The 12,626-nt window shown below is 42.0% G+C and carries 11 protein-coding genes; 4 read left to right on the top strand and 7 right to left on the bottom strand.

Annotated elements, in window-relative coordinates:
- Positions 1 to 98 precede the first annotated feature (98 nt).
- Entirely contained in the window at positions 99 to 2,024 is a 1,926-nt protein-coding gene (locus ACSSVW_RS17520) for a S9 family peptidase (RefSeq protein WP_454179827.1), read from the bottom strand.
- A gap of 147 nt (positions 2,025 to 2,171) precedes the next feature.
- Here ACSSVW_RS17520 and ACSSVW_RS17515 point away from each other — a divergent pair, with 147 nt between their 5' ends.
- Together ACSSVW_RS17515 and ACSSVW_RS17510 are read left to right on the top strand one after the other, a co-directional pair.
- On the top strand, positions 2,172 to 2,762 hold the full coding sequence (locus tag ACSSVW_RS17515; protein WP_036969395.1) for an ATP-binding cassette domain-containing protein: 591 nt from the start codon (positions 2,172 to 2,174) through the stop codon (positions 2,760 to 2,762).
- An 8-nt stretch (positions 2,763 to 2,770) separates the two neighbouring features.
- Positions 2,771 to 3,856, top strand: a complete 1,086-nt coding sequence (locus tag ACSSVW_RS17510) for a DUF6136 family protein (RefSeq protein WP_454179826.1) — start codon at positions 2,771 to 2,773, stop codon at positions 3,854 to 3,856.
- Here ACSSVW_RS17510 and fadE read toward each other — a convergent pair.
- Positions 3,853 to 6,309, bottom strand: a complete 2,457-nt coding sequence (gene fadE / locus ACSSVW_RS17505) for an acyl-CoA dehydrogenase FadE (RefSeq protein WP_036969391.1) — start codon at positions 6,307 to 6,309, stop codon at positions 3,853 to 3,855. The two genes, ACSSVW_RS17510 and fadE, sit on opposite strands and share 4 nt — an antisense overlap.
- Positions 6,310 to 6,645: 336 nt before the next feature.
- Here fadE and ACSSVW_RS17500 point away from each other — a divergent pair, with 336 nt between their 5' ends.
- Positions 6,646 to 7,410 (top strand): class II glutamine amidotransferase, encoded by a 765-nt coding sequence (locus ACSSVW_RS17500; protein ID WP_036969389.1) that lies wholly within the window; start codon positions 6,646 to 6,648, stop codon positions 7,408 to 7,410.
- A 19-nt stretch (positions 7,411 to 7,429) separates the two neighbouring features.
- On the opposite strand, the gene ACSSVW_RS17495 is transcribed toward ACSSVW_RS17500, so the two are convergent.
- The 5 genes from ACSSVW_RS17495 to cmoA all read right to left on the bottom strand — a co-directional run bounded on the left by ACSSVW_RS17495 (position 7,430) and on the right by cmoA (position 11,800).
- The gene (locus tag ACSSVW_RS17495; RefSeq protein WP_083422938.1) at positions 7,430 to 8,242 is read right to left on the bottom strand and encodes a DUF3108 domain-containing protein; all 813 of its coding nucleotides are present in this window, start codon (positions 8,240 to 8,242) and stop codon (positions 7,430 to 7,432) included.
- Positions 8,187 to 8,834 carry a phosphoribosylglycinamide formyltransferase gene (purN, locus tag ACSSVW_RS17490; RefSeq protein WP_065979357.1) on the bottom strand — a complete coding sequence of 216 codons (648 nt, stop codon included), beginning with the start codon at positions 8,832 to 8,834 and terminating at the stop codon, positions 8,187 to 8,189. The genes ACSSVW_RS17495 and purN overlap by 56 nt, the downstream gene beginning before the upstream one ends.
- Positions 8,834 to 9,886 (bottom strand): phosphoribosylformylglycinamidine cyclo-ligase, encoded by a 1,053-nt coding sequence (gene purM / locus ACSSVW_RS17485; protein ID WP_454179825.1) that lies wholly within the window; start codon positions 9,884 to 9,886, stop codon positions 8,834 to 8,836. Before purM ends, purN begins: the two co-directional genes overlap by 1 nt.
- A gap of 193 nt (positions 9,887 to 10,079) precedes the next feature.
- Positions 10,080 to 11,048 (bottom strand): tRNA 5-methoxyuridine(34)/uridine 5-oxyacetic acid(34) synthase CmoB, encoded by a 969-nt coding sequence (gene cmoB, locus ACSSVW_RS17480; protein ID WP_036969378.1) that lies wholly within the window; start codon positions 11,046 to 11,048, stop codon positions 10,080 to 10,082.
- Positions 11,049 to 11,074: 26 nt separating this feature from the next.
- Positions 11,075 to 11,800 (bottom strand): carboxy-S-adenosyl-L-methionine synthase CmoA, encoded by a 726-nt coding sequence (cmoA, locus tag ACSSVW_RS17475; RefSeq protein WP_036971611.1) that lies wholly within the window; start codon positions 11,798 to 11,800, stop codon positions 11,075 to 11,077.
- Positions 11,801 to 11,918: 118 nt separating this feature from the next.
- Here cmoA and ACSSVW_RS17470 point away from each other — a divergent pair, with 118 nt between their 5' ends.
- Entirely contained in the window at positions 11,919 to 12,599 is a 681-nt protein-coding gene (locus ACSSVW_RS17470) for a DUF3334 family protein (protein WP_036969376.1), read from the top strand.
- Positions 12,600 to 12,626: the final 27 nt, after the last annotated feature.

The following is a 12,626-nucleotide window of genomic DNA, read 5'->3' as shown; positions in this document are numbered from 1 at the left end:
GTTTTATATCGAAGTTTATACAGTAGTTTGTATGCAGGATATTTGAGGTTTATACAGGTGTTTTGATAAAGAAGCCGGTGTACACCGGCTTCTAAAATTTAGTTTTTCAAGTACGTATTTAAAAACTCAAGGTACGCGTTTGATGCTTTGATACGGTTTTCTTTTTTAGTAAAACCATGACCTTCGTCATCGAACAACACGTATTCTACGGGGACACCATTCGCTTTTACTGCGGCAACAAGCTCATCACTCTCAACTTGCAATACACGAGGGTCGTTTGCACCTTGAATAACCATCAGTGGTTTCGTAATGTTTTTAGCATGGAAGAGGGGAGATATCGCTCGATGGCGTTCGCCATCAGTTGCAGGGTCACCCATTTCATCGTACAGTGCCTTTTTAAAGCTTTCCCACCAAGGTGGTATAGAGTTTAATGTTCTTACCCAGTTAGTTACGCCAAAAATATTAATACCTACTTTAAATTCTTCAGGTTCGAAAGCCAGCGCCGCTGCCGTCATAAAGCCACCGTAACTGCCACCCATAATGCCAATTTTATCAGCATCAACCCAGTCTAAGCTCTGTAAGTGCTTTTTCCCGTAGACAATATCTTGCAAATCGTCTGTGCCATGCTTTTTATCATCTAAATGGAAAAAAGTTTTACCATAGCCAGAGCTACCGCGATTGTTTACAGCAAATATAGCATAGCCATGATTAACTAAGTGCTGCTGCATTGCGCTGTAACCTGTGCGCCTCTGGCCGCCCGGACCACCATGCACCCACACTAGAGCAGGCACTTTATTATTACTATTAGCCTGTTTGGGCTTATATAAAACGCCAGGGATTTCTAAACCGTCAAAGCTTTTAAAACGCACAATCGTGCTTTCAACGAGATCATTTTGATCAATTGCATCGCTTAAAGTATGGGTCAGTTTTTTTGCTTTCGTTTCGCCTAATTGCCAAACAAATAAGTTACTTGGCGAGGTATCTGAATTTAGGTAAAACGCCATGCTCTTTTCATCAGCTGAAAAGCTTACACCACGTAAATTGCCCGGGGGCAAGGCAGGCATATCGATTTGTCTATTGGTTTTTGTGTCAATGATTGTCACTTTAGTACTGGCATCAGCATTAACCCCACTTACTTGGTAACGCCCCGATTTTGAGAAGTAAATAAAGCTGACATCCCAGTCATCTTTTAGGGCGGGGCTGTGCTCACCTGTCGTTAAGTCATAGCGCCAAACCTGTGAAAATTCACCTTTTGCATCGGTCGAGTAATACAGAGACTTGCTGTCTTTTGAGAATGTTTCAGGGCCATATTGCGCTTCATTATCATGACGAGTGATTAGCTCAGGTTTGAGCGTTTTTTTCATTGTATCGAGAATGAACACATCACTGTCTTTATTAGAGTTATTTTTTGATAAAGCAATAAAGCGGCCATCAGGGCTAATCGCCCCGACATCTAGACCAAGAGTATTTTGATAAACAGGTGTTATTTCATAGCGTGAACTGTCTACGCGATATAAATCCATAAACTTAGGATCGCGTTGATTACTCGTTATAAAAAAGTGTTTGCCATCGTCTGTAAAGCCCGCAAAGCTGGCACGAGTTTCATCGCCAGGAGTCAGGTCTTTGACAGTGCCGTCTGTCTCACGTACATAAATATGATAGCGCTCGTTCCCGCCTGAGTCCTTGGTAAATAATACGCGCTCATCATTTGGAAAATAGCGAACAGCATAGGTGCTGTCTTCAAAGTTTGTTAAACGTGTTTTGTTCGCTGTTTTAATATCAATTTCATAGAGGCTATAGATGCCGCTTTCATCACTGCTAACAAGGATTTTGTCACCTTTAGGTGAAAAGCTGCTGCCCATAATTGAAGTGGTATCAAAAAATGTTTCAGCGTCATACTGTTTAATAGTGTGTTCTTGTTGCTGACTAATTGCGCTGGTGGTCGTTTGGTTTGATTGTGAACATCCTGCTAATGCAAGGCTTAATGCACACGCAATGGCTGCTAGTTGAAAACTCGGTTTCATTTTAATTATTCCTTATTATTTTTCCGTTATTGAGTCTTACTTGTTCAATATATAAACGCAAGTTTTGCAGCTAAATAATTGTTACAAAGCATGTAACTTTTTAGGGACATTGCTGTGTTACAATTTAAATTTCGCAAAGGAATGGCAATGATAGAAATAAAAAATCTCAATAAGCGTTTTGCTACAGCAACCGTGTTCGAAAATTATAATAAGCAATTTAACAGTAAGAAAATGTGCTTACAGGCGAGCAATGGGAGTGGCAAAACCACGTTACTGATGATAATTGCTGGCCTTGAAAAACCACAGTCGGGGCAAATAATGTATGCTAATAAACAGCATAGTTCACCACAAAAGTATGTGGCTATTGCCAGCGATCGCATTTGTTTACCTGATTTTTTAACGGCTCAGCAAATTATTCAACTGACCTGTAAAGCCTTAAATGTGCCTGCGCCAATTGACCTTATTAACGGATTTAAGTTCAGCGAACACTTACACACCCGTTTTAGTGCATTATCGACAGGCAATCAAAAAAAATGCCAGCTTATAATCACGTTTATGAAGCGGGCGCCTTATTTGCTTTTAGATGAGCCGAGTGCAGCACTTGACCAAGCAAGTATCCATTATTTACTAAATTTGCTTGATAACTATTTAAGTGATAAACCCGATGGGCAAATCATTTTAACCAGCCACGAGCCAGATGTGTTTTTACACCAAGGCTTTGAGTGTACGCCATTATGATAGAGAGCTTGTCACGTTATAATGCATTTATGAGCTACCGCTATTTAGCATATACAACAGCACTTAAGAACTTACTGGCGCAGCTTAAAAACTTTGGTTTGTTGTTTGCGTTAGTGCTTGGGCCTGCGGTTTTAGGCATCGCGCTGTTGTTATTTTTGGGGCTGGGTAAAATTGTAGATAGCCATGAACATGCCCGTTTTAGCGCCCAGTTAGCTTTGCTCTATCTGGCACTGCAAGCCGTTATGTTATGGGCTGTTGCTCCTGCTATAACAAACTCAGAAAATAGAGCTTTTCAAGCACATATCTTTAAGCCTGCTTGGCTAATTTTAATCGACTGTAAGCTTTTACTACTCAGTAATGTGTGGTTAATGGCAAGCTTTTTGATAGCCGTTGACCTTCGTCTTCAGCAATGGTTGCAGGTTCCTCATTTTATTCTATTTATGCTGTTGCAGTGGCTGTGCGGTTTAATGGTAATTTATAGACCTTATACGCTGTTTTATGGTTTTTTAGCGTGTAGTATTTTGGTTCTTTTACCGTTTAGTTTAGATTCCTTACACTACCATAGCGGCTTTTTAATTGGTTTTATGGGGAGTTTATTTTTTCCTAACATGAACCTCAGTCACAAACGTGTGGTTAGTTCACTCACTTCATTTTGGATTAGTTACTTTTTGGAGCACAGCTGGAGTGTAATTTGGCGAAGTGCTTTGTTTACTGCAAGCCTATTAGCCGCAGTGCAACTAGTTGAAATTCGTAGCGACTTTAATCATGCGATACAGGTTATGGTGTTGGCAAACTGTGTATTACTAGGTAGTTCATTACAGTTTGATTGCTTTGCAGTGCTTCAAAAATACCGAGTGTTTTTTCAAACAAATGGTCAGTACAGACGGTTTTATTTAAGTCATTTTATACCCAGTTTACTGTTTTATAGTGCAGCGACATTGGCGGCAATGCTTTTGTTAAATGTTTTACAATGGCCGCTGGTCGCTTTGGCTGCTGTGTGGTGCTTTTTACAGCAGCTTTTAGCGCAAAAAAAACCAGCGCATTTTGCGCTGGTTTGGTGTGTTATAACAATTGGAATAGCGTTAATTGCTTAAGCTGCATCAGCTTTGCTGTTATTTCCGCTACGTGCAGCTTTACCTGCAACGAGGTCGGCTGGGTCAAAATCGTCTACGTTAATTACATCGAGACGAGCTTTTTCAACAGCAGCTAGTTTATCAGCTTCGGCTTGGCTTAAAATGCCTGCTTCAAGGCCCATTTGTGCCACTTTATCAAGTTGGAAGAAAGGCAGTTTTACGCCTTTTTCGCGGCATACTTTATCAAATAATGGTTCAACTTCTAGTACGTCTTTAAGCGTTTGCTCTTGACGGCCTACTAAGTTAAGTGGCTCATTTTTAAGGTATACATAACTTGCTAAACGGTTACGTGTTTCGCTAGGTACTTGTAATAAGTGTGCGAGTTTGTGCTCAAGCTTATCTGTTGGCTTGCGTACCGGGCGACCAAATGGGAATAACATGATTTTAAGCATCGCACGAAGCGCAGCAGATGGCATGTTATTAATTAAGTCAGCCAGTGCACGTTGGCAGTGATAAAGGTGATCTTGGCAGCTCCATTGAACAAGCGCAAAATCTTCTTTTTTACGGCCTTCGTCGTTGTAACGTTTAAGTGTTGCAGACACTAGGTATAAGTAGCTTAGTAAGTCACCTAAACGTGCTGAGATACGCTCTTTACGTTTTAATGAACCACCAAATACAGCCATGCTGATGTCAGACATTAATGCAAGTGAAGCACTAAAACGTGACGCTACGCGGTAAAACTCTGCGGTTTCATCTTTGTACGGCGTACTTGTAAAGCGCGCACCGGTGAATGCTAACCACTTAGTACGTACTAGGTTCGAAATGGTAAAACCAATATGACCCATAAGTGCTTTGTCGAATACTGCAAGTGCTTCTTCGCGGTCTTCAATCGAGCATGCACCTAGTTCAGTAAGTACGAACGGATGACAACGAATTGCACCTTGACCATAAATGATCATGTTACGCGTAAGAATGTTTGCACCTTCAACTGTTATTGCAATTGGCGCACCTTGGTAACCACGGCCTAAATAATTGTTTGGACCAAGCATAATGCCTTTACCACCGTGAACATCCATGCCGTGAATGGTTGCTTCACGCATTTGTTCTGTTAAGTGGTATTTAATAATAGCTGATACCACTGACGGCTTTTCACCAAGGTCAACGGCACCGGTCGACATGCTGACTGCGGCATCAGAGCTGTAGGCATAACCTGCAAGTTTTGCGAGTGACTCTTCAACCCCTTCCATTTGACCGATAGGTAAACGGAATTGACGACGAATACGACTGTATGAACCAGTAGCAAGTGCGATGGTTTTGATACCACCCGTTGAATTAGACGGCAAGGTGATTGCGCGGCCTACCGATAAGCATTCAACCAACATACGCCAGCCTTGGCCAGCCATTTTAGGGCCACCAATGATGTAATCTAGTGGAACGAAAATGTCTTTACCGCGAGTAGGACCATTTTGGAATGGAACATTTAGCGGGAAGTGACGACGACCAATTTCAACCCCTGGGGTGTCTGTTGGGATGAGCGCACAAGTAATACCAGGTTCTTTGTCATCACCTAATAACCCGTCTGGATCTTGTAATTTAAAAGCAAGACCAAGCACTGTCGCAACAGGTGCTAGGGTAATGTAACGTTTATTCCATGTTAGGCTAATACCTACCACTTCTTCACCATTCCACTGACCTTTACATACAACACCGTAGTCAGGAATAGCGCTCGCGTCTGAACCGGCTTCAGGTGAGGTTAGGGCGAAACATGGAATTTCTTGACCACTTGCTAAGCGTGGTAAGTAATGATCTTTTTGCTCTTTAGTACCATAGTGCTGAAGCAGCTCACCTGGACCTAACGAGTTAGGCACACCGACAATTGAAGAAAGTAGTGTTGATTTACTCGTAAGCTTTTGCAGTACGCATGATTGTGCAAACGCAGAAAACTCTAAACCGCCGTATTCTTTTTTGATGATCATGGCAAAGAATTTATTATCTTTTAGATATTGCCAAACATCTTGTGGTAAATCGGTTAATTCATGAGTTGCGTGCCAATCATCAAGCATGCCACATACTTCTTCAACAGGACCATCAATAAAGGCTTGCTCTTCAATGGTTAGTTTGGGTACTGGGTATTGATGTAATTTATTCCAGTCAGGACGGCCGCAGAATAGATCCGCTTCCCACCATGTTGTACCGGCATCGATTGCTGATTTTTCTGTATCCGACATTGTCGGAGTGACTTTTTTAAATGCAGCAAAAATAGGCTTGATAATGTATTGTTGACGAATGCTAGTCACAGAAAGTGGCACAGCAATTAATAAGAATAGTAGCCAACTAATTGCGCCAAACGCGCCAGCAAAAGTGCCAACAAGTAAGGTCGCAATGGCAATACCTAAGCAGGTATTCCAGCTTGCTCTGTGGTAACTCGCAATACTAAGCAGCACGAGTAAACCAAGTAAAAATAAGAGAGTCATTGATTATTCCTTAATAGAGGTCAGACCACCTCTCTTAGAGTAGCGCTAGAAACGCTAATTATCAAGAGGGGGACACGGATAAAACTAATTTTACCTGTTCATTTTTTTACAGTGTAAACCATGATGAGCAGACAACCAGATTGGCATTCGGGTTTATTATTGCGATTTAATAAATAATAATGTTGATAAAAGTAAAAATTTAGCGTGTTCAACCAGATAGTTAATAAAATACAAATAGGGTAGTTGCTAATAGTGTCGCTATGTTTAACAATAACTGCTGGCACAGCTTCGCTATTAATGCCATTCCTTCATTTAGTTTTATAGGTAAAGAGTTCTATGTGTGAGTTGCTTGGCATGTCTGCCAATGTACCAACGGATATTTGTTTTAGTTTTTCAGGCTTATTAGAACGTGGCGGTAACACCGGACCACATAAAGATGGCTGGGGCATTACTTTTTATGAAGGAAAAGGCTGCCGTACGTTTAAAGATCCTGAGCCAAGCTGCCAATCTGAGATTGCGAAGCTTGTTAAAGCGTATCCTATAAAGAGTATTTCGGTTATTAGTCATATTCGTCAGGGCAATCGTGGCCGCGTGTGTCTTGAAAATACACACCCATTCACGCGTGAATTATGGGGCCGCGAAATTACTTACGCACATAATGGTCAGTTGTCTAATTATCATGACTTAAAGCCTGATTACTATCGGCCAGTTGGCAACACCGACAGTGAATTGGCTTTTTGCTGGCTACTCGATAAAATTCGTGAAAAGTACCCTAAGCGCCCATCCAACATGGCGTCGGTTTTCCGTTATGCCGCAAAACTCGCCCATACTCTGCGAGAAAAGGGGGTGTTTAATATGCTATTAACGGATGGCGTGTATGTGTTGGCTTATTGTACTAATAATCTGCATTGGATCACCCGTCGTGCGCCGTTTGGCAAAGCCACATTAATTGATGCTGATATGGTGGTTGATTTTCAAAAAGAAACCACACCGAATGATGTGGTTACTGTCATTGCAACCCGACCACTTACCCACGATGAGCGCTGGCAAAAAATGGAACCAGGTGAGTTTGTGCTATTTAAAATGGGTGAGAAAATATAACGATAAAATCGAAGCGCTTTTACGGCGCTTCGTTACTCATTTCTTGCTTAACCGCAGTCGGCGTACTCACAGGTGCTGTTACTGTGAATGAGTTAAGTTGTACTTCAAACTGTTCCACGCCTTTTTCGCCTTTCCACATACGCACTAACATGTAATCCATTTCGGGAGCAAACCAAGCAAGAGCTTGACGTTTATCGTTATCGTATAAGCGTTTTACTTTAATGGCTTCAATATTACCGATTGGTAAAGAAATCATTTCGGTGCCAATGACTTCAAAGTCGTAGCTACGCAGATTTCCTTTTTTATCTACTAATGGGTATGAAAGCTGGGTTTTACCTTGCTTTAACTCTTCGCGCACTTGAACTTGGTACGACAGAGAGTCTTGAAAATCATCTGACCAATCAAATTTTAGCGGGTATTTACTTTGATTACTGTTCACTTGCTTTTGTGCAGCATCAAATTTTAATGTGTACTCTTTATCAGGTCCTGTACCAGAGCGCTCCATTGTGTAGCTTAAAGGCGATACTTTTTGATCTTGATAGGTAAATTTTGAGGTTTCTTTTCGTGAATCAGAAAATATCATCCATTCGATTTCACTATGATAAGTTAGCACATAGCTATCGTTGGCTGTTTTTTTAAGTTCGCGTACTGCTTTACCATGGGTTTCACCTTTACGAAGTACATCGTATTTGGCTTGGTATTGAGTGAGATCGCCAGCTAAAACACTGGTAGGAAGTAATAAAGTGCCCACACACGCGAGTAGGGCACTTCGATTTTTATTCTGGGTAGTGCGCGCCGTGTGCAGGAAGTTGTTTTTCGTCAAAAACTGCATAATCTGCTTCCATCTTGAGTCGTTGTTCACTGAACCACTTGACCACCAAAGGATAGATTATATGTTCTTGCTGATGAACACGTTGTGCGAGTGTTTCTGCGGTATCGTTTTCGAGTACCGGCACTTTGGCTTGAAGCACAACGGGACCACCGTCTAGCTCTTCTGTCACAAAGTGAACACTAACGCCATGAACATCATCTTTTGCGTCTATAGCTCTTTGATGGGTATTCAGCCCTTGGTACTTAGGCAACAAAGAAGGATGAATGTTCAACATTTTTCCTTTAAATTTTTGCACTAAGTTAGGTGTTAGAATACGCATAAAACCAGCTAATACAACCAGATTTGGTTCAAAACTGTCAATAATGTCCATTAACTCTGCATCATAGGCCTCGCGCGAGTCAAAGTCTTTATGGCTAAGTACACGTGTTTGTATACCTGCATTCTTTGCTCGTTCAAGGCCATAGGCGTCGGCTTTATTACTAATTACAGCGGCGATATCGGCGTTAATTTCACCACGTCCACAGGCATCAATGATGGCCTGAAGATTCGAACCACTACCAGAAATTAATACAACAAGACGACAAGGGGCCATTAATCACGGCCACCTAAAATTTCAACTTGCTCTTCGCCAGCTTTTGCATCTTGGATTTCACCGATATGCCATGCATTTTCGCCAAGATCTTTTAGAATCGCTAAGCTTTGCTCAAGTTTATCGGCTGGAACAACTAATACCATGCCAACACCACAGTTAAATGTACGGTACATTTCGTGAGTTGTGATGTTGCCATTTTCTTGTAACCAGTTGAAAATTACAGGCCATTCCCAGCTGTCACCTTTGATCACTGCTTTTGCAGATTCAGGTAAAACACGTGGGATATTTTCCCAGAAACCACCGCCTGTGATGTGCGATAACGCGTGAACGTCAACCTGCTTAAATAACTCAAGAAGTTGTTTAACGTAGATACGAGTTGGCTCTAAAAGGTGATCGCCCAGTGTTTTGCCGGCTAGATCAGCGCTTGTGTCAGCACCTGATACTTCAAGTACTTTACGAATTAATGAGAAGCCGTTTGAATGAGGACCACTTGATGCTAGAGCGATTAATTGGTCGCCAGCAGCCACTTTAGTGCCATCGATAATTTTTGACTTTTCTACAACACCGGTGCAGAAACCAGCCATATCGTAGTCTTCACCTTCATACATACCTGGCATTTCAGCAGTCTCACCGCCGATTAACGCACAGCCAGAAAGCTCACAGCCTTTACCGATACCTGTTACAACATCAGCTGCAGTGTCGACGTCTAATTTACCCGTTGCATAGTAATCAAGGAAAAATAGTGGCTCAGCACCTTGTACAATAAGGTCGTTCACACACATAGCAACAAGGTCGATACCCACTGTATCGTGCTTTTTAAGATCGATTGCTAAACGTAGTTTTGTACCAACACCGTCTGTGCCAGCAACCAGGACAGGCTCTTTATAGCCAGTTGGTAGTTCGCAAAGTGCGCCAAAACCACCGATACCGCCCATTACTTCAGGACGTTTGGTTTTTTTAACGACGCCTTTAATACGCTCAACAAGTGCATTACCGGCATCGATATCTACGCCCGCGTCTTTATAGCTAAGAGACTGTTTTTGTTCGCTCACAGGTTTTCCTCAAAAAAGTTGCATGTGGGTTGCTTAGAAACGCGCGTATTTTACAACAATTGCACTGGCGCGGCTAGTTGAAAAATCACTTTAACCGACTTGACAAGGACAGTTGTCCGCAAAATGAGAATGAAGGTGTAAGGATAGAGGCGCCAGTGTGTTCTGGCGCCTAAATAAAGAGGGGTAAAATAGGTTAGGCTTTCGCCGTTAAAATAGCCCGCAGAGGAGCAGGGTAGCCCTCAATCGTTTTGCTGGTGTCGGTGGGGTCTAAAAAGTCAACCAGTGACTCGTTTTCCATCCACTGGGTTTTGCGTTGTTCTTCAAGTGTGGTGATTGCACAATCTTTAACTTGGACATCTTTAAAACCAACGCGCTCCATCCACAGCTTTAATGCTGCCGTACTTGGAATAAACCACACGTTGCGCATTTTTGCGTAACGATCGGTGGGCACAAGTACCGTGTGTTCGTCACCTTCGACAACCAGCGTTTCTAACACTAATTCGCCCCCAGGACGAAGCTGTGCTTTTAATTGGGCTAAAAAGTCGATAGGCGAGCGACGATGATATAACACCCCCATCGAAAACACGGTATCAAACGCTTTAAGCTCTGGCAGTGCTTCAACACCGAGTGGTAATAAGTGAACATTGTCATCTTGGTGGTAATGTTTAATCGCTTGAAACTGGCATAAAAATAGATCAGAGGGGTCAATGCCCACCACAAAGTTGGCACCTTCACCACGCATACGCCATAAGTGGTAACCAGAACCACAGCCAATATCAAGTACTGTACGGCCTTTTAATGGCTCAATATGCGGCAACAAACGATCCCATTTCCAATCGCTGCGCCATTCAGTATCAATGTCGATACCGTGTAAGCTAAATGGGCCTTTACGCCAAGGCATCATGCGTTTTAATAAATGGGTGAGCTGCTTTTGTTGACCTTCTGATAACTCATCGCCTGTGCCTATCTGTACTTTATCTTGCAGGTTTACATGATCCGTACTGATTTCTGGTAAGTTTTTTAATACCTTTTGCCATTTGGGTAAATCACCATGACTTGCTTCTTGCTCCCAATGCTTAAGTTGAGCAGGCAAGGTTTCGAGCCAATGACTGAGCGGGCTTTGTGCTATTGCAGCGTAAAATTGGTTAAACCATTGAGACATGAAATACTCTTTATATCGTTGTGCTGTTACTTGATGGCAATCATCGAGCAGAAATTAAAACATTGGTACCATACTTGGGTTTGGCTAAAGCCAATCTCAGTGAGGCGTGCTAAATGAGTACTCAAATGATCAGGGCGCATAACATTTTCAATCGCTGTGCGTTTTTGGCTGATCTCAAGTTCTGAGTAACCGTTGTGACGTTTAAAATCATGGTGTAAATCAATCAGCAAATTATTGCATTGCTCATTTTCACCTTTAATTTTTTCGCTAAGCAGCAACACGCCACCGGGCTTTAAATTAGCATAGATTTTCTCAAGCACTGCGTGGCGCTTTTCAGGCGGAATAAACTGCAGGGTAAAGTTCATTGCTACAACAGAAGCATTTTCAATGGCTAAATCGTTAATATCACCAAGGGTAACTGTAACGGGTACTTCAGAACGAAAGCCTTGTAAATGCAGTTTACAACGCTCAACCATGGCTTGTGAGTTATCTACCGCAATGATATTACAGTTATCTGTACGAATATTGCGGCGCATGCTTAATGTTACAGCGCCTAACGAGCAGCCTAAGTCATATAGGTTTGAGTTACTTTGTGCGTACTCACCAGCTAGTTTTCCCATGGTACTAACAATAGTGGCATAACCCGGCACCGAACGCTGGATCATATCTGGGAATACTTCAACTACATGTTGGTCAAAACTAAAGTCTTTAACCGCTTGCTCAGTGGCATAAATACTGTCTTTTTGCGTCACGTGAACAGTCTCTTTAAAAAATAATACCGCTATTTTAGCATTTTTAGCTGGATAGTCAGTGATAAATTCAGTAGCTTGGCTAGAATTATCAATAACAAGTACAAGAAAGAGAAGTTTAATGACTAAAAGCAAAGTGATTAGTACAGAAGATATCTTATCAACTCTGTGTCATTCAGTTACCGGCGTATTATCGTCAGCAAGTGGCAATAAAATTAGCTATTCGGCTATGGTACAAAAAATTACCCGTACCTGCATGCGCCCAGATATAGGTTGTTTTGTATTGTTCGATGGTGGTTTTACAGGCCTGGTGGTAACAAACTTCACGGCACAAGCGGCGATGGAAATTTACCATGATTATATGCGCAGTATGGGTATGCCAGAAGAAGAAATAGCCAATAGCCATTTATCAGACGACGTTGCCAACGTACTTGGTGAGCTGATGAACCAAATCGTGGGCGACTTTACTTCTAAGGTACGCGACCAATTGCATACGTCTATCACCCAAAACCAACCTAAGATGATGGCAATCAACAAGCAAGTACAGATTTCGGTTGATACCACTATGGATAGACCACAAGCACGCCGCGTGACATTCACTACATCGAAGCAAAATATCTTCTATCTTGAGCTTGCGATGGATAAAACTGAGTTTATCAAGCTTCATGACTTTGATATTTCAGAAGCGGTTGACCCTGATGACATCATTGAAAACGAAGCAAAACAAAAAGCTGAAAAGCAAAAAGCAGCATCACAAGCAGACGATGCCGATGATGATTTTATGGCCGAATTAGGGTTGTAACTCAACAACTTGGGCTTTCAGCTGTTA

The sequence above is a fragment of the Pseudoalteromonas sp. MBR-15 genome (genome assembly GCF_053628915.1).
The sequence above is the reverse complement of the archived record's forward strand: the minus strand, read 5'-3'. Positions and strand labels throughout refer to the sequence as shown.